We start from the raw sequence: 16,172 nt of genomic DNA on the forward strand, positions 1-16,172 counted from the left end.
CCGTTATGAGCATGACTGAAACCGTAGTAGCGTCAACGACGCGGCAGCAAACGGACCTCCTGCTGGATGTGAAAGATCTTCGCGTGACCTTTGCGACACCGGATGGCGATGTCACCGCAGTCAACGACCTGAACTTCTCCCTGCGCGCCGGTGAGACGCTGGGCATCGTGGGGGAATCTGGCTCCGGTAAATCCCAGACCGCGTTTGCGCTGATGGGGCTGCTGGCTGCCAACGGTCGCATTGGCGGCTCGGCGACCTTCAATGGCAAAGAGATCCTCAACCTGCCGGAGCAGGCGCTGAACAAGCTGCGCGCCGAGCAGATCTCAATGATTTTCCAGGATCCGATGACCTCGCTGAACCCCTATATGCGCGTCGGCGAACAGTTGATGGAAGTGTTGATGCTGCATAAAGGCATGAGCAAAGCCGAAGCGTTTGAAGAGTCGGTGAGAATGCTCGATGCGGTCAAAATGCCGGAAGCGCGTAAGCGCATGCGCATGTACCCGCATGAGTTCTCCGGCGGGATGCGCCAGCGCGTGATGATCGCCATGGCCCTTCTGTGCAGGCCGAAGCTGCTAATAGCCGACGAACCGACCACTGCACTTGACGTGACCGTGCAGGCGCAGATCATGACGCTGCTCAATGAGCTGAAACGCGAATTTAATACCGCAATCATCATGATCACCCATGACCTCGGCGTAGTGGCCGGCATCTGCGATAAAGTGCTGGTGATGTATGCCGGGCGCACCATGGAGTATGGCAAAGCGCGTGACGTCTTCTATCAGCCATCGCACCCGTACTCTATCGGTCTGCTGCATGCGGTACCGCGTCTGGACGCCGATGGCGAAGCGATGTTGACCATTCCCGGCAACCCGCCAAACCTGCTGCGTCTGCCGAAAGGCTGCCCGTTCCAGCCGCGCTGTCCGCACGCAATGGAGATCTGTAATAACGCGCCGCCGCTGGATGAGTTTGCGCCGGGCCGTCTGCGCGCCTGCTTTAAGCCGGTGGAGGAGTTAGTATGAGCACCGTAACCGAAGAGAGAAAAGTGCTGCTCGAAATCGCCGATCTGAAGGTGCATTTCGATATTAAAGATGGCAGACAGTGGTTCTGGCAGCCGCCGAAGACCCTGAAAGCGGTCGATGGCGTAACGCTGCGCCTCTATGAGGGTGAGACCCTTGGCGTGGTCGGTGAGTCCGGCTGCGGCAAGTCGACCTTTGCACGCGCGATTATCGGGCTTGTAAAAGCGACCGACGGCAAAGTCGCCTGGCTGGGGCGCGATCTGCTGGGAATGAAACCGGAAGAGTGGCGCGATGTGCGCAGCGATATCCAGATGATTTTCCAGGATCCGCTGGCTTCGTTGAACCCGCGTATGACCATCGGCGAAATCATTGCCGAGCCGCTGCGCACCTACCATCCGAAGATGCCGCGCCAGGAAGTGAAAGACCGGGTGAAAGCGATGATGATGAAGGTGGGCCTGCTGCCTAACCTGATTAACCGCTATCCCCATGAGTTCTCCGGTGGTCAATGCCAGCGTATCGGTATCGCGCGTGCGCTGATCCTTGAACCGAAACTGATTATCTGCGATGAGCCAGTCTCGGCGCTCGACGTGTCGATTCAGGCGCAGGTGGTCAACCTGCTGCAACAGTTACAGCGCGAAATGGGGCTGTCGCTGATCTTTATTGCCCACGATCTGGCGGTGGTGAAGCACATCTCCGACCGCGTGCTGGTAATGTACCTCGGTCATGCAGTTGAACTTGGCACCTATGATGAGGTGTACCAGAATCCGCTGCATCCATATACCAAAGCGCTGATGTCGGCTGTGCCGGTACCCGATCCGGATGTTGAGAAGAACAAAACCATTCAGCTGCTGGAAGGGGATCTGCCCTCGCCGATCAACCCACCATCCGGCTGTGTCTTCCGCACCCGCTGTCCGATTGCCGGACCGGAGTGTGCAAAAACCCGCCCGGTGCTGGAGGGCAGTTTCCGCCACGCGGTCTCCTGCCTGAAGGTCGATCCGCTTTAAGGCGCGCATAAAAAAAGGGCTGACACCTTGTCAGCCCTTTCTCTTTTCAGCGTTTATTCGCGCCAGAGAATATGGCACAGCTTATGGTCTTTCTCGCGGCACAGCAGTACGCGCGCAAAGACATCATTCAGCTCACCGCCATCCGTCTCCGCCAGGCCAATTACCACCTCAGCGAAGAAATCGGGGTTTAAATCGTAATCCACATGCTCCTGCCAGTCCTCGCCGGGATCGAACAGTTCGGCACCGCCACGCTCTTCAAACTGCAGATTGAAAAGAATGATGTCCGCCGGATCCAGGTTGTCCGCCGCCAGTTCCAGGAAGATGTCATAGGCTTGCTCAAGCGTTTCATCTTCCGTCAGGCGGTTATTCAGGTCCATTTCCATAAATTACCTCATCACGTCTGTTGGGCACGTTTTACAGCAACGGACTAAAGAAGTAAAACAGTCGTTCAGCAATGCGGTGCCAGAAGGGCCGTTTTACCCATAAACGCGCATCCAGTAAGCGTGAGCGGGAGATGTAATCATCCTGCACGGCTGCCAGATCGCCACCAAAACCGGCATCGTCAATCACCAGCGTAATCTCAAAATTGAGCCACAGGCTGCGCATATCGAGGTTCACCGTGCCGACGAGGCTCAGTTCACCATCGACCAGCACGCTCTTGGTATGCAGTAATCCGCCCTCAAACTGATAGATCTTTACCCCGGCCGCCAGCAGCTCGGTAAAGAATGCCCGGCTGGCCCAGCCGACCAGCACGGAATCATTTTTGCGCGGCAGAATAATACTGACATCCACCCCGCGCTGCGCGGCGGTACAAATCGCATGCAGCAGATCGTCGCTGGGGACAAAGTAGGGGGTCGTCATGATCAAATATTCACGCGAGGCATATACCGCCGTCAGCAGCGCCTGGTGGATCAAATCCTCCGGGAAGCCGGGCCCGGAGGCAATGGTGTGAATAGTGTGCCCGCTGGCCTCTTCAAACGGCATGATATTGGCATCGGGTGGCGGCGGTAGAATGCGCTTGCCGGTCTCAATCTCCCAGTCGCAGGAGTAGACGATGCCCATCGCTGTGGCGATTGGCCCCTCCATGCGCGCCATCAGATCGACCCACTGGCCGACGCCGGAGTCCTGTTTGAAGTAGCGCGGATCGACCATGTTCATGCTGCCGGTGTAGGCAATATAGTTATCGATCAGCACGATTTTCCGGTGCTGGCGTAAATCCATGCGGCGCAGAAAGACACGCATTAAGTTAACTTTCAGCGCCTCGACGACATCAATACCAGCATTACGCATCATCCCCGCCCACGGGCTGCGGAAGAAGGCAACGCTCCCCGCTGAGTCCAGCAGCAGACGGCAGTGCACGCCGCGTCGCGCTGCTGCCATCAGCGACTCCGCCACCTGGTCAGCCATCCCGCCAGGTTGCCAGATATAGAAGACCATTTCGATATTGTGGCGGGCGAGTTGAATATCGCGGATTAATGCCTGCATCACATCATCTGAGGTGGTCAGCAGTTGCAGCTGGTTGCCTTTTACGCCGGCGATCCCCTGGCGGCGTTCGCACAGCTTAAAGAGCGAAGAGGCAACGCTGCTGTTCTCCGTGGCGAAGATATGGTTGAAGTGTTTGAGATCGCTCAGCCATTTAGCGGTCGAGGGCCACATTGCCCGCGCGCGCTCCGCGCGTCGTTTACCGAGATGCAGTTCGCCAAGAGAGAGGTAAGCAATAATTCCCACCAGCGGCAGGATATAGATGATAAGCAACCATGCCATGGCCGAGGTGACCGCCCGGCGCTTCATCAGGATACGCAGCGTAACACCAGCAATAAGCAACCAGTAACCAACAACAATGAGCCAACTCATTACGGTGTAAAACGCGGACATCGACAAAAATCCTTTTACGATCTGTATCAGATGAGTTTACGCATACGAATTCATCTGGCAAATAAAAACGCCGAAAAGCAGTGGCCTGAATAGGGCGAGGGTCTATAATGGCGGCTTCTATTTTGTATAGAGTTGTAACAATGAAGCGTAGTCGAACGGAAGTGGGGCGCTGGCGTATGCTGCGTCAGGTTAGCCGCCGAAAAGCGCGCTGGCTGGAAGCGCAGTCCCGCCGTAATATGCGAATCCACAGCATCAGGAAATGCGGCGTTAATCGCCATCGTAATGTGCTGCTGTTTGCCATCTACGATATCTGAATCCCGGGCACCGAAAAGGTGCCCGTGGTCGTTTTTAGCCCTGAGTTTCAGGAGACAGACAATGTCAGTGATCGACAGCCTTCTGGCCTTTACCTTCGCCGCTACGCTCTTAACGCTAACGCCGGGGCTTGATACCGCGCTGATCTTGCGCACAGCGACGGTAGAGGGGCGTAAACAGGCTTTTCAGGCGCAGATGGGAATTAATGCTGGCTGCCTGATCTGGGGCGCGATGGTGGCATTCGGCCTTGGGGCGCTGATTGCCGTTTCTGAACTGGCCTATAACGTACTCAAATATTGCGGCGCTGAGTACTTATGCTGGTTAGGGTTGACTATGGTGCTGCGTCCGCGCGGGGCATTGACCGGTATCAGCAGCGTTGAGAACCCTTCGCAGAAGTGGTTTATCAAAGGGATGCTCGGGAATGTGCTTAATCCGAAGATGGGGATTTTTTACGTTTCGTTTCTGCCGCAGTTTATCCCTCACGGACAGCCACTCATTGCCTGGACATTCGGTCTGGTGATGATCCATGTGCTGATTGGCACCTGCTGGTCAACGGCATTGATTACGGCAACCCGGCCGCTGGCAACCCTCCTGCGCAAACCGCGCGTGATTCGCTGGATGGATCGCTGCACGGGTATCCTGTTTCTGCTTTTTGCCACCCGTTTAGCATTCAGCAAGCGCTGAAAGCATGCGGGGCAATGATGTGCATTGCCCCGTACTGAGTCAGAAAACTTTCTTGTAGGGTTTTACGGTAACTCTCTGATAGACGCCCGCCGCCACGTAGGGATCGGCTTCCGCCCAGGATTTCGCCGCTTCCAGCGATTCAAATTCAGCAATCACCGTTGAGCCGCTAAAGCCGGCAGCACCAGGGTCGTTGCTGTCCACTGCGGGCAGGGGACCTGCGGTTAACAGGCGGCCTTCATCACGCAGCAGTTGCAGGCGTGCAAGGTGGGCCGGGCGTACGGAGAGGCGTTTTTCCAGAGAATCGGCAATGTCTTCAGCAAAAATAACGTATAGCACAGAGCAAGCTCCTGTCTTTTCAGAAAGGCATAACGTAAGTGAAAGGTGCAGTGACTGCAATGCAAAGATTGCAGCCGGCAGGCAACCCTGCCAATTAACGGGGCTTTTTTACCCGCATCAGCGATAAATTTGATCTGCACCAGGCTGGCTTGTTGAATATGATTGCTATTTGCATTTAAAATCGAGCCCTGGTTTTTTAACTGACACGATTATGACTTCAATGACCCTGGATTTACCTCGCCGCTTTCCCTGGCCGACGCTGCTCTCCGTCGCCATTCACGGTGCTGTTGTGGCGGGTCTGCTTTATACCTCGGTACATCAGGTTGTTGAACTGCCCGCACCCGCGCAGCCTATCTCTGTCACCATGGTGTCGCCCGCGGAGCTGGAGCCTGCTCCCGCTCCGGCACCGCCACAGCCGGTTGTTGAGCCTGAACCCGAACCGGTCGTTGAGCCAGAGCCGATCCCCGAGCCGCCCAAAGAGGCCCCGGTGGTGATTGAGAAGCCAAAGCCTAAACCCAAGCCGAAGCCGAAGCCGAAACCGAAACCGGTGAAAAAAGTGGAGCAGCCGAAGCGTGAAAGCAAACCGGTTGAGACGCAGCAGGCGAATCCGTTTGAGAACAGTGCCCCGTCGCGTCCGGCGGCGAGCACCACGACCTCAACGGCGACCAAACCAGCACCATCGGTTCCGGCAGGTCCGCGTGCGTTAAGCCGCAACCAGCCGCAATATCCGCCGCGTGCTCAGGCGCTGCGTATTGAGGGGCGTGTGAAAGTGAAGTTTGACGTGACGGCAGAGGGTCGCGTGGAGAATGTGCAGATCCTCTCGGCGCAGCCGGCGAATATGTTCGAGCGCGAAGTAAAAGCCGCGATGCGCAAATGGCGTTACGAGGCCGGTAAGCCCGGCTCGGGGCTGATCGTCAACGTGGTCTTCCGCCTCGACGGCAGCACATCGATGGAATAAGAAAAAAGCCTCCCTGCGGAGGCTTTTTTTATGGCTGCGCGGGGAGCGGGCGCGGCTTGCCCTCACTGTCCACCGCGACATAGATAAACAGCGCCTCGGTGGCTTTATAGCGCTGACCAATCGGTTCAGACATCACTTTTTTCACCCACACTTCGACGTTAATCGTGATTGACGTGTTGCCGCGTTTGACGCAGCGGGCGTAGCAGCAGACCACATCGCCGACGGCGACCGGGCGCAGGAAGGTCATGCCGTCTACACGCACGGTTACGACGCGCCCGTGAGCGATCTCTTTTGCCTGAATGGCGCCGCCCATATCCATTTGCGACATCAACCAGCCGCCAAAAATATCGCCGTTAGCGTTGGTATCGGCAGGCATTGCGAGTGTGCGTAGTACAAGTTCGCCCTGAGGGGCAGTTGAAGGCGTTGTCATTATTATCTCTTCTGTGATGAGGGATTTCCGGCGGGATGCTACTACGAATGTGGGAGGTTCGGAAAGAAAAAAGCCAGGCATGGTGCCTGGCTTTCACGATCAGGATTTCTCATCCTGCGCCGGCATGTGCCGGTAGATATAGACGCCGCTCAGCACGGTAAACAGCAGGGTGAGGATCGTCAGGCCAAAGACCTTGAAATTGACCCACACGTCGAACGGCAGCCAGAAGGCGATATAGATATTCGCCAGCCCGCAGACGATAAAGAAGAGCGCCCAGGCGATGTTGAGCTTCGACCAGACGGTGTCCGGCAGCGTCAACTCTTTACCCAGCATGCGCTGGATCAGCGTCTTCTTCATCACCCACTGGCTGAAGAGCAGCGCCGTGGCAAAGAGACCGTAGATCACCGTCACTTTCCACTTAATAAATTCCACGTCATGGAATTTAATCGTCAGCCCACCAAACACCGCAACCAGCACGAAGGTAATGAGCGCGACTTTTTCCACCTTGCGATAGCGGATCCAGCAGTAGATCAACACGATGGCCGAGGCGACAATCAGCACCTTGGTGGCGGTGAAAATGTCGTACATCTTGTAGACCACGAAAAAGAGCGCCAGCGGAAGAAAATCAAGAAACTGCTTCATTCTACGATTCCATCAAAAGGGCCACCCGGACGGGTGACCGGGGTAATTATTTGCGCATCAGCATATAGAGGCGGAAAAGATAAATCAGCAGTGCGGCTGAGAGCAGATTGCTCAGGGTGTTGGCTATCACCGCGCCCACTTCCGGTGTGAACACCGCAAGGTGGTGGGCATAGAGCAGCAGCACGGTTTTTGCCAGCAACCAGCCGATCACCGCCGGTGCCACCAGACGCATATTTGCCCAGCCAAGACGCACACTGCTGCGCATGGCGGCGAAAATGCCTATTTTCTCCTGCACCAGCATAATCGGCGCTAAGGCGAGCAGAATCGCCAGAATCACGCCGGGTACAATGATAAACATAATGCCGAACTGCACAATGAAGGTGGTAAGCATAATGAGCAGGAATAACTTCAGCAGCACCGGTGCGCTGGCACCAATCGCCCGTAACGCGCTGACCGGTTGACCGGCAGAAACCATCTGAATCAGCAGTAACATACCACCGGCCAGAATCGCATTGCCGATCAGCCCCGAAAAGGTTGCCGCTCCGGACGCGCGTAGCAGCACCATCTGCTGTTCCTGGGTCATATTCTGTACCAGATCGAACAGACCTACGCTGCCCGCCAGGTTATCTCCCTCTGTCAGAATGGAGAGTTCCTCTTCACTGGGTGAAAAGGCATGCCCAATGACAGCGGTGATAAAAGCACACAACAGCGCGATCAGTAAAATCGTAATGAACTGATTACGAAAAAAATTCCCCGTGTCACGGTAAACGGATTTCGCCGTGATAGACATGCACTCTCCTTGAGTATGGCGATATTAATTAACGGGCGATTGTACCCCGAATAGCCCCTCAGTGGCAGTATCACCGCTTGTATGGAAAAGCATATCTTTGTAAAGAGGGGCTAAACCGTAGCGCGCCCGCGCCCGATCGCAGGCTTCATTGACCTGGCCTGCTTCCCCTGACATCTGAAATTCACGGCACGGCGAGGGGCGCTGCGCATAAATGCTGCAGGTGGCGTTTTCGCCCGGCGTACCAACCAGCGCCGTACAGCGGCTCTGCTTTTGGTTGGTTCCGCTCATACAGCGCAAAAATGGGGTGAGAGGTTCCGTTAACTGAACCGGAACCGGGCCGCCAGCATCATCCGCTTCAGCCCAGTAGAAAGAGACACGAAAATACGCACAACAGGCTCCGCACGACATGCACGGGTTGAGATCACTCATAGCGCACCTGCACTTAACGACGCATCAACAGGAAAAGTCAGACAGATAAATTATCGCTGCCGAATGGGGCGCACAAGAGGGGGCGAGAGGAATATTTTTTTGCCTTCACAAGGCAAAAATTGATGCAACAACAAAAGTTAATGAGTGTAACGAAACGCAAAAATTAACCCAGATCAATGAATGTTAAATTACAGGGTTAAGTGTGATCTTCGTTGGATCCCTTCCTACCTAATACCAGGTATAGTGCGCGGCGATAAAACCTCAAACATGGAGTGGATATGAAGAAGTTAGCCGTGGCAGCACTGATCCTCAGCACCCTTTCCGGGGGCGCATACGCGCACGACGCAGGCGAGTTTTTCATCCGGGCCGGTTCGGCCACCGTCCGTCCAACGGAAGGTTCAGATAACGTTTTAGGCGCGCTGGGCAGTTTCAACGTTGATAACAATACGCAGCTTGGCCTGACCATGACATGGATGGCGACCGATAACGTCGGTATTGAACTGCTGGCCGCAACGCCGTTCCGTCACCACGTTGGCACTGCGCCAACCGGCGACCTGGCCACCGTAAGCCACCTGCCGCCTTCGCTGATGGCGCAGTGGTATTTCTTCGATGCCCAGAGCAAAGTGCGCCCCTACCTTGGTGCCGGTATCAACTACACCACCTTTTTCGACGAGAAATTTAATTCCACCGGTAAAGCGGCAGGGCTCTCTGATTTGAGTCTGAAAGATTCGTGGGGCGTAGCGGGACAGGCGGGTGTGGATTATCTGATTAACCGCGACTGGCTGATCAATATGTCGGTGTGGTGGATGGATATCGATACTGATGTGCGCTTTAAGCACAACGGCGTACAGCAGAACGTCCATACCCGTCTCGATCCGTGGGTCTTTATGTTCTCTGCCGGTTACCGCTTCTGATGGTGATAACGGAAACAGGCCTTTGCAGACCCGTTTCCGTTTTTACACCGCTTAGTTCGCCAGCGTGGCGGCTTTCAGTCGCTGCACAAACCCTTTCAGCTCGGCCAGCATCGCGCTCGGGTTATCCAGATGGCTCTCGATAATCTTCACTATCGCCGAACCGGAAATTGCGCCTGCCGCACCCGCTTCAATCGCTGAGGCCACCTGATCCGGCGCCGAGATGCCAAAGCCCTGCAGCGCAGGAGCCGCATGGTACTCCTTCAGTTTCTCTACCAGATGATGCAGCGGCAGTGCCGCGCGGTTCTCCGCACCGGTCACGCCTGCGCGCGACACCAGGTAGGTGTACCCACGACCATAAGAGGCAATCTGGCGCAGCAGATCGTCATCGGCATTCGGCGGACAGATAAAAATAGGCGCGATATTGTGGCGCATCGCCGCCTGGCGGAACGGGGCAGACTCCTCAACCGGCACGTCGGCGACCAGCACCGAATCGACGCCCACGCTGGCACACTGGGCATAAAACGCATCGACGCCGCGGCTAAAGACCAGGTTGGCATACATCAGCAGGCCAATCGGGATGGTCGGATGCTTCTGGCGGATTGCTGCCAGCATTTCAAAACAGTGGCTGACCGTAACGCCCGCAGCAAAAGCGCGCAGCGTGGCGCTCTGAATGGTCGGGCCATCCGCCAGCGGATCGGAGAAGGGAATACCCAGCTCCAGCGCATCCGCGCCGCCTTCGATCAACGCATCAATAATCTTTAACGACAGACCCGGCTCCGGATCCCCGAGGGTGACAAAGGGAACAAAGGCACCTTCCCGGCGCGCGGTGAGCTGGTTGAAGAGGTTGTCATAGCGTTCCATCAGATTTCGCCTCGCGCTTTCAGAATGTCATGGACGGTGAAGATATCTTTGTCGCCGCGCCCGGAGAGGTTAACCACCAGCAACTGCTCTTTTTCAGGGTTGTCACGCATCATCTTCAGTGCGTGCGCCAGCGCATGAGAGGACTCCAGCGCCGGGATAATCCCTTCATGACGGCAGAGGGTTTTGAACGCCTCCAGCGCCTCATCATCGGTGATTGAGACATACTCAGCGCGGCCGATACTGTTGAGCCAGGCGTGCTGCGGCCCCACCGACGGGAAATCAAGCCCGGCTGAGATGGAGTAGGACTCTTCAATCTGCCCATCTTCGGTCTGCATCATCGGCGATTTCATGCCGAAATAGATACCGACGCGACCATGTTTCAGCGGCGCGCCATGTTCGCCAGACTCAATGCCGTGCCCGGCCGGCTCTACGCCAATCAGGCCAACGGCGCTCTCTTCAATAAAATCAGCAAACATACCGATGGCGTTGGAGCCGCCGCCAACGCAGGCAACCACTGCATCCGGCAGACGCCCCTCTTTTTCGAGGATCTGCGCCTTGGTCTCTTCGCCAATCATACGCTGGAACTCACGCACAATGGTCGGGAAAGGGTGTGGACCGGCCGCGGTGCCAAGCATATAGTGCGCGGTTTCATAGCTACCGGACCAGTCGCGTAGCGCTTCGTTACAGGCATCTTTCAGGGTGGCTGAACCGCTGTGCACCGGGATCACTTCCGCGCCCATCAGCCGCATACGGAAGACGTTCGGCGACTGACGCTCCACATCTTTTGCGCCCATATAGATGCGGCACTTCAGGCCGAGCAGAGCGCTGGCAAGCGCAGACGCCACGCCATGCTGCCCCGCGCCGGTTTCAGCGATAATCTCGGTTTTGCCCATTCTCTTGGCGAGCAGCGCCTGGCCGAGCACCTGGTTAGTTTTGTGCGCGCCGCCGTGGAGCAGATCTTCACGCTTAAGGTAGAGGGTGGTGCGGGTGCCGGCGGTCAGGTTCTGACACTTTGTTAACGCCGTCGGGCGACCGGCATAGTTTTTCAGCAGATCGTTAAACTGCTGCTGGAATGCCGCATCGCTCTGCGCGCTGACAAACGCCTCTTCCAGCTGGCGCAGGGCGGGCATCAGGATTTGCGGAACGTACATGCCGCCAAATTCGCCAAAGTAGGGATTCAGTAGTGTGGTCATCTTGCTTCCTTAATAAGCACGCAGCGTGCGGAACACCGAGGCCAGTTTGCTGGCATCTTTAATACCCGGCTCCGACTCTACGCCAGAATTGAAATCTAATCCGGCACAGCCAGCTTTCGCCGCCTGTACGCAGTTATCCGCGCCCAGTCCACCGGCCAGCAGCACATTGTCGAGCGTCTCGCCGGTCAGCAGCGACCAGTCAAAACTTTTGCCCGTACCGCCCTGGCCATTATCCAGGACGTATTTGTCTACCTGCTCAAGGTTGCGCGGCGGCAGCGCGCTGGTGACGCTAAGGGCTTTCCAGATTTGCGTCTGCTCGCCAAGCTGCGCGCGCAGGGCGGAGATGTAGGCCTGATCTTCGTCGCCATGCAACTGCACGGCACTCAGCTTAAGTTTAGCTGCGGTTGCCGCAACCTCGTCGACAGGGGCATTACGGAACACGCCGACATAACTTAGCGGTGCGCCCTGCATCACTTTTTCTGCCTGCTCAACGCTCACCGCACGCGGCGAGGCGGCAACAAAAATCAACCCGCCATAAAGAGCTCCGGCGTCATACGCCGCCTGCGCATCTTCGGCGCGGGTCAAGCCGCACACTTTGTTTTCACCGAGCAGGACACGTTTTACTGCCGCATCGAGATCATCGTGCGCCATTAGCGCGGAGCCAATTAAAAACCCGTTGGCGAAGTGGCTCAGTTCACGTACCTGCGCATAGGTATTAATGCCGGACTCGCTGATCACCGTCACGCCTGCGCCAAGACGCGGTGCCAGTTCGCGGGTGCGGTTGAGATCGATTGAGAGGTCGCGCAGATCGCGGTTATTAATACCCACCACTTTGGCGCCCAGCGCCATCGCACGCTCCAGTTCTTCTTCATTACTTACTTCGGTCAGCACGCCCATATTGAGGCTGTGCGCCACAGCGGAAAGCGTGCGGTACTGCTCATCATCGAGCACCGAGAGCATTAACAGGCAGGCATCGGCATGGTAGTAGCGCGCCAGGTAAATCTGATACGCATCAATAATAAAGTCTTTACACAGCACCGGCTGCGGCGCAATTTCGCTGACGATACGCAGGAAGTCAAAGCTGCCCTGGAAATATTTCTCATCGGTCAGCACTGAAATCGCCGAGGCGTGGTGCTGATAGATATCAGCAATACGCGCCGGATCGAAATCTGCGCGGATCACCCCTTTCGAGGGTGACGCTTTTTTGCACTCGAGGATAAACACGGTATGTGTTCCACGCAGTGCATCATAGAAGTGGCGTGTGCTCGGCTGCACCTCGTTCTGAAAAGAGGCCAGCGGTTGTTGCTCCTTGCGCGCCGCAACCCATACAGCTTTGTCGGCGACGATTTTCGCTAAAACGGTCTGCATTGTTTACCCTCTTGCCGCAAGTGCGGTGACTTTGTCGTAAGCGGCCCCGCTGTGCAGGACGTCCAGTACCTGTTGCGCGTTAGCCTTCAGATCCTCTTCGCCGTGTAGCCGCATCAGCATGGCGACATTGGCGGCAACGGCAGCCTCGTGAGCAGGCTCGCCTTTACCTTGTAATAAGCGGGTCAGAATGTCACGGTTTTCTTCCGGCGTGCCACCCGCCAGCGCATCCTGGTGGTACGCGGTCAGGCCGAAGTCCGCTGCCGTTAACTGGTAGCTCCTGATTTCGCCATCATACAGCTCGGCAACCACCGTCGGCGCATGCAGGGACACCTCATCCATTCCGCCACTGTGCACCACCGCCGCACGTTGATAACCGAGCACGCGCAGGGTTTCGGCAATCGGCAGCACCAGCTCCGCGCTGTAGACGCCAATCAGCGCCAGCGGCGGATGCGCCGGGTTGATAAGCGGCCCCAGCACGTTAAAGAGTGTGCGGGTCTTTAACTGCTGGCGAACCGGCATCGCGTGGCGAAAACCGGTGTGGTACTTCGGCGCAAAGAGGAAGCAGACGCCAAGCTCATCGAGCGCCGTGCGGGATTTATCCGCATTCATATCCAGATTGATGCCAAACGCAGCCAGCAGATCGGACGAGCCGGAGCGGCTTGAGACGCTGCGGTTGCCGTGCTTCGCCACCTTCAGGCCGCAGGCCGCGGCGACAAAAGCGCTGGCGGTGGAGATATTGATACTGTTGCTGCCATCGCCGCCGGTACCCACGATATCGGCAAAGGCATATTCCGGGCGCGGGAAGGGGGCGGCATTCTCCAGCAGGGCGGTTGCCGCCCCGGCAATCTCCTGCGGCTGCTCGCCGCGGATCTTCATACTGACCAGCGCCGCAGCCAGTTGCTCTGGTTTCAGCTCACCGCGCACTACCGCAGAGAAGAGCTGGTGGCTCTCTTGCTGGCTCAGCGTCTCGGCCTGATAGAGCTTCTCCAGGATCGGCTGCAGCGTGTTTGCCTGCTCCAGCTTCTGTAGCGCCCACGCCAGCGTCTGTTCCAGCAGGCGCGCGCCCTGGGTGGTGAGAATCGATTCCGGGTGGAACTGGAAGCCGCAAACGCGATCGGCGTCATGACGCACTGCCATCACCATGCCGTCGAAATGGGCATTGATGGTGAGCCCCGCCGGTATATTGCTGCCAACCAGTGAGTGGTAGCGCGCAACGGGCAGCGGGTTGCTGAGGCCTGCGAACATCGCCTGGCCATCATGTTCAATGCTGGAAGCTTTGCCGTGCAGGATCTCACCCGCCTGGCCGACATAGCCGCCATAGGCTTCCACAATCGCCTGGTGACCGAGGCAGATGCCGATAATCGGTAATTTACCGCGCATACGCGTCAGCAGTTCCGGCATGCAACCCGCTTCAGAGGGCGCCCCCGGGCCTGGCGAAAGCATCAGCACCGGGTTTTGCATTGTTGCCAGGCGGTCGATTAAGGTTTGAGCCGGAACATGGTTGCGGTAAATCACCACGTTATGACCGCTTGCGCGTAGCTGATCCGCCAGGTTGTAAGTGAATGAGTCGATATTATCGAGTAGCAGAATGTCAGCCATCAGAAAATCTCCTGTGCGTGGTGTGCGGTAGCGATAGCGCGCAGAACCGCGCGGGCTTTGTTACGGGTTTCATCGGCTTCAGACTGCGGAACGGAATCCAGCACCACGCCTGCGCCAGCCTGAACGGTGGCGATACCCTTTTCAACCCAGGCGGAGCGAATGACGATGCAGGTATCAAGATCGCCGTGGGCGGTGAAGTAACCCACCGCGCCGCCGTAGCTGCCGCGGCGCGTGCCTTCAGCTTCGGCAATCAGCTGCATTGCGCGTACTTTCGGCGCGCCGCTGAGAGTGCCCATGTTCATACAGGCGCGGTAGGCGTGCAGCACATCGAGATCGTGACGCAGCTCGCCCACCACGCGGGAGACGAGGTGCATCACATAGGAGTAGCGGTCAACTTTCGTCAGATCCGCCACGTAACGGCTGCCAGGCGTACAGATACGTGCCAGGTCGTTGCGCGCCAGGTCGACCAGCATCAAGTGCTCTGAGAGCTCTTTATGATCGGTACGCATTTCAAGTTCAATACGGCTGTCGAGATCGCGATCCAGGGAACCATCTGCGCGACGCCCGCGTGGACGCGTCCCGGCAATCGGGTAGATCTCAATCTGGCGGTTGCTGGCGTCATATTTCAGCGAACTCTCCGGCGACGCGCCGAAGAGTGTGAAATCGGCATCCTGCATAAAGAACATATAAGGGCTTGGGTTGCTCTTTTTCAGCACTTCATAGGCGGCGAGCGGCGACGGACAGGGCAAGGTGAAACGGCGCGAAGGCACCACCTGGAAAATTTCACCGGCGCGAATCGCTTTTTGCATTTTTCGCACCACATCACCATACGCCTCATCGCTCTGGTTGCAGTCGCACTGCATATGTTCAACGCTCTCAACCGGCAGCGGCGTGACGGGGGCATCGAGTTGCTGGCGCAGCGTCTCGACGCGCTGCAGCAGGCGATCTCTCTCGCTCGTGGAGGGGGTGAAGAGGCTCGCCTGAATGCGCGTCTCTTTTTTCTGGTGGTCGATCACCAGTAAGGTTTCGGCGAGATAGAAGCAGTAGTCCGGGCAGTTGCGGTCGTGCTTGAGTTCCGGCAGATCTTCAAAACCGGCTACCAGGTCATAAGCAAACAGGCCACCGAAAAACATCGCTTCCCGCTCATCAACTGGCAGTTCAACCAGCCCCTGCAGCAGACGAAACGCATCAAATACCGAGAGCGAGCAGAGGCGGGCGTCTTCATCAAGCAGCTGGCTCACCGCCGGGAAGCGCAGCTCGCGGCCATTTTCCAGCACGTGGTTTTCGACGCCTGAAGGAAGAACCGTATCGAGCAATGTGAGCAGGGCGGCGCCATTAGCGGTGAGTGCCGTTAACGTGACAGTGTCACCTAATGCGGTAATGCGCAGTGCGCTATCAACCAGCAACAGGCTTTTAAGATCGTCTTTGCTGTCGATATCGGCGGATTCAAGCAGCAGCGTCGCAGGACGGGTAGCGCACAGCTGGTGGAACAGCGCCGTCGGGTTGTTATGGTAACGCGCCTGGGTGGTCAGAAGGTCGAGTGCTGGTTTTTGCATCTGCATCGCTCTCATTAATTTGTTCAAAAAAAAGCCCGCTGAACAAAGCGGGCCTGGTATCGGTATGCTGAATGCGCACGTGATCACAAAGCCCTTAACAGGGAGTGCGCCACCAGCGTTTGTTAAAGAGATGTGCATTCATTTTTGCGATACCGTTGTTGAGTGAACTTGCGTACTAGTTAACTGGTTCATGAAAAGAAAGTCA

General features: G+C 56.9%; 18 protein-coding genes and 1 other annotated feature. Of the genes, 6 read left to right on the forward strand and 12 right to left on the reverse strand.

The window, feature by feature from the left end; genetic code table 11:
* Positions 1-5: 5 nt before the first annotated feature.
* Positions 6-1,019, forward strand: coding sequence for an ABC transporter ATP-binding protein (oppD, locus tag PU683_RS12820; protein ID WP_277172002.1), 1,014 nt, complete (start codon positions 6-8; stop codon positions 1,017-1,019).
* Positions 1,016-2,020: a murein tripeptide/oligopeptide ABC transporter ATP-binding protein OppF gene (gene oppF / locus PU683_RS12825; RefSeq protein ID WP_277172004.1), complete on the forward strand. Its 1,005-nt coding sequence runs from the start codon at positions 1,016-1,018 to the stop codon at positions 2,018-2,020. Before oppD ends, oppF begins: the two co-directional genes overlap by 4 nt.
* Positions 2,021-2,073: 53 nt before the next feature.
* On the opposite strand, the gene PU683_RS12830 is transcribed toward oppF, so the two are convergent.
* Both PU683_RS12830 and cls read right to left on the reverse strand, forming a co-directional pair.
* Positions 2,074-2,403, reverse strand: coding sequence for an HI1450 family dsDNA-mimic protein (locus PU683_RS12830; protein ID WP_042713297.1), 330 nt, complete (start codon positions 2,401-2,403; stop codon positions 2,074-2,076).
* 31 nt (positions 2,404-2,434) lie between these two features.
* On the reverse strand, positions 2,435-3,895 hold the full coding sequence (gene cls, locus PU683_RS12835; protein ID WP_187798928.1) for a cardiolipin synthase: 1,461 nt from the start codon (positions 3,893-3,895) through the stop codon (positions 2,435-2,437).
* Between the two features lie 140 nt (positions 3,896-4,035).
* On the opposite strand from cls, the gene PU683_RS12840 reads away from it, so the two are divergent.
* Together PU683_RS12840 and PU683_RS12845 are read left to right on the forward strand one after the other, a co-directional pair.
* Complete coding sequence (locus PU683_RS12840; RefSeq protein ID WP_277172008.1) at positions 4,036-4,209, forward strand: YciY family protein; 174 nt, start codon at positions 4,036-4,038, stop codon at positions 4,207-4,209.
* A gap of 61 nt (positions 4,210-4,270) precedes the next feature.
* The gene (locus PU683_RS12845; RefSeq protein WP_277172010.1) at positions 4,271-4,891 is read left to right on the forward strand and encodes a LysE family translocator; all 621 of its coding nucleotides are present in this window, start codon (positions 4,271-4,273) and stop codon (positions 4,889-4,891) included.
* Positions 4,892-4,930: 39 nt separating this feature from the next.
* Here PU683_RS12845 and PU683_RS12850 read toward each other — a convergent pair whose 3' ends face one another.
* Positions 4,931-5,227 carry a YciI family protein gene (locus PU683_RS12850; protein ID WP_277172012.1) on the reverse strand — a complete coding sequence of 99 codons (297 nt, stop codon included), beginning with the start codon at positions 5,225-5,227 and terminating at the stop codon, positions 4,931-4,933.
* A gap of 220 nt (positions 5,228-5,447) precedes the next feature.
* Here PU683_RS12850 and tonB point away from each other — a divergent pair, with 220 nt between their 5' ends.
* Entirely contained in the window at positions 5,448-6,185 is a 738-nt protein-coding gene (gene tonB / locus PU683_RS12855; protein ID WP_277174290.1) for a TonB system transport protein TonB, read from the forward strand.
* A gap of 28 nt (positions 6,186-6,213) precedes the next feature.
* Here the strand turns inward: tonB and yciA are convergent, their stop codons facing one another.
* The 4 genes from yciA to PU683_RS12875 all read right to left on the reverse strand — a co-directional run bounded on the left by yciA (position 6,214) and on the right by PU683_RS12875 (position 8,476).
* On the reverse strand, positions 6,214-6,615 hold the full coding sequence (yciA, locus tag PU683_RS12860) for an acyl-CoA thioester hydrolase YciA (RefSeq protein WP_277172014.1): 402 nt from the start codon (positions 6,613-6,615) through the stop codon (positions 6,214-6,216).
* A 99-nt stretch (positions 6,616-6,714) separates the two neighbouring features.
* Complete coding sequence (locus PU683_RS12865; RefSeq protein WP_277172016.1) at positions 6,715-7,257, reverse strand: septation protein A; 543 nt, start codon at positions 7,255-7,257, stop codon at positions 6,715-6,717.
* 46 nt (positions 7,258-7,303) lie between these two features.
* Positions 7,304-8,047, reverse strand: coding sequence for a YciC family protein (locus tag PU683_RS12870; protein WP_277172018.1), 744 nt, complete (start codon positions 8,045-8,047; stop codon positions 7,304-7,306).
* A gap of 24 nt (positions 8,048-8,071) precedes the next feature.
* Positions 8,072-8,476, reverse strand: coding sequence for a YkgJ family cysteine cluster protein (locus PU683_RS12875; RefSeq protein ID WP_277172020.1), 405 nt, complete (start codon positions 8,474-8,476; stop codon positions 8,072-8,074).
* 278 nt (positions 8,477-8,754) lie between these two features.
* Between PU683_RS12875 and ompW the strand changes: the two genes are divergently transcribed.
* Positions 8,755-9,390: an outer membrane protein OmpW gene (gene ompW / locus PU683_RS12880; protein ID WP_277172022.1), complete on the forward strand. Its 636-nt coding sequence runs from the start codon at positions 8,755-8,757 to the stop codon at positions 9,388-9,390.
* 51 nt (positions 9,391-9,441) lie between these two features.
* Here ompW and trpA read toward each other — a convergent pair whose 3' ends face one another.
* Genes trpA through PU683_RS12905 form a run of 5 tightly spaced genes read right to left on the reverse strand, consistent with a single transcriptional unit; the run spans position 9,442 to position 15,973 of the window.
* Positions 9,442-10,251 (reverse strand): tryptophan synthase subunit alpha, encoded by an 810-nt coding sequence (gene trpA, locus PU683_RS12885; RefSeq protein ID WP_277172024.1) that lies wholly within the window; start codon positions 10,249-10,251, stop codon positions 9,442-9,444.
* Positions 10,251-11,444, reverse strand: a complete 1,194-nt coding sequence (gene trpB / locus PU683_RS12890; RefSeq protein ID WP_277172026.1) for a tryptophan synthase subunit beta — start codon at positions 11,442-11,444, stop codon at positions 10,251-10,253. Before trpB ends, trpA begins: the two co-directional genes overlap by 1 nt.
* A 9-nt stretch (positions 11,445-11,453) precedes the next feature.
* A complete protein-coding gene (gene trpCF / locus PU683_RS12895) occupies positions 11,454-12,812 on the reverse strand; it encodes a bifunctional indole-3-glycerol-phosphate synthase TrpC/phosphoribosylanthranilate isomerase TrpF (RefSeq protein ID WP_277172028.1) in 1,359 nt (452 codons plus the stop codon).
* A 3-nt stretch (positions 12,813-12,815) separates the two neighbouring features.
* Entirely contained in the window at positions 12,816-14,411 is a 1,596-nt protein-coding gene (gene trpD, locus PU683_RS12900; protein ID WP_277172030.1) for a bifunctional anthranilate synthase glutamate amidotransferase component TrpG/anthranilate phosphoribosyltransferase TrpD, read from the reverse strand.
* Positions 14,411-15,973: an anthranilate synthase component 1 gene (locus tag PU683_RS12905; RefSeq protein ID WP_277172032.1), complete on the reverse strand. Its 1,563-nt coding sequence runs from the start codon at positions 15,971-15,973 to the stop codon at positions 14,411-14,413. Before PU683_RS12905 ends, trpD begins: the two co-directional genes overlap by 1 nt.
* A gap of 19 nt (positions 15,974-15,992) precedes the next feature.
* Positions 15,993-16,088 (reverse strand) — a sequence feature (Trp leader region).
* Positions 16,089-16,172 lie beyond the last annotated feature (84 nt).

The organism is Candidatus Kosakonia sp. 282A-S69 (genome assembly GCF_029433855.1).
Lineage (GTDB): Bacteria > Pseudomonadota > Gammaproteobacteria > Enterobacterales > Enterobacteriaceae > Kosakonia > Kosakonia cowanii_A.

Bases quoted from the DNA above. Each gene is read 5' to 3' on its own strand.
- oppD (WP_277172002.1), top strand. From the start codon at position 6: ATGAGCATGACTGAAACCGTAGTAGCGTCAACGACGCGGCAGCAAACG.
- oppF (WP_277172004.1), top strand. From the start codon at position 1,016: ATGAGCACCGTAACCGAAGAGAGAAAAGTGCTGCTCGAAATCGCCGAT.
- PU683_RS12830 (WP_042713297.1), bottom strand. From the start codon at position 2,403: ATGGAAATGGACCTGAATAACCGCCTGACGGAAGATGAAACGCTTGAG.
- cls (WP_187798928.1), bottom strand. From the start codon at position 3,895: ATGTCCGCGTTTTACACCGTAATGAGTTGGCTCATTGTTGTTGGTTAC.
- PU683_RS12840 (WP_277172008.1), top strand. From the start codon at position 4,036: ATGAAGCGTAGTCGAACGGAAGTGGGGCGCTGGCGTATGCTGCGTCAG.
- PU683_RS12845 (WP_277172010.1), top strand. From the start codon at position 4,271: ATGTCAGTGATCGACAGCCTTCTGGCCTTTACCTTCGCCGCTACGCTC.
- tonB (WP_277174290.1), top strand. From the start codon at position 5,448: ATGACCCTGGATTTACCTCGCCGCTTTCCCTGGCCGACGCTGCTCTCC.
- yciA (WP_277172014.1), bottom strand. From the start codon at position 6,615: ATGACAACGCCTTCAACTGCCCCTCAGGGCGAACTTGTACTACGCACA.
- PU683_RS12865 (WP_277172016.1), bottom strand. From the start codon at position 7,257: ATGAAGCAGTTTCTTGATTTTCTTCCGCTGGCGCTCTTTTTCGTGGTC.
- PU683_RS12870 (WP_277172018.1), bottom strand. From the start codon at position 8,047: ATGTCTATCACGGCGAAATCCGTTTACCGTGACACGGGGAATTTTTTT.
- PU683_RS12875 (WP_277172020.1), bottom strand. From the start codon at position 8,476: ATGAGTGATCTCAACCCGTGCATGTCGTGCGGAGCCTGTTGTGCGTAT.
- ompW (WP_277172022.1), top strand. From the start codon at position 8,755: ATGAAGAAGTTAGCCGTGGCAGCACTGATCCTCAGCACCCTTTCCGGG.
- trpA (WP_277172024.1), bottom strand. From the start codon at position 10,251: ATGGAACGCTATGACAACCTCTTCAACCAGCTCACCGCGCGCCGGGAA.
- trpB (WP_277172026.1), bottom strand. From the start codon at position 11,444: ATGACCACACTACTGAATCCCTACTTTGGCGAATTTGGCGGCATGTAC.
- trpCF (WP_277172028.1), bottom strand. From the start codon at position 12,812: ATGCAGACCGTTTTAGCGAAAATCGTCGCCGACAAAGCTGTATGGGTT.
- trpD (WP_277172030.1), bottom strand. From the start codon at position 14,411: ATGGCTGACATTCTGCTACTCGATAATATCGACTCATTCACTTACAAC.
- PU683_RS12905 (WP_277172032.1), bottom strand. From the start codon at position 15,973: ATGCAGATGCAAAAACCAGCACTCGACCTTCTGACCACCCAGGCGCGT.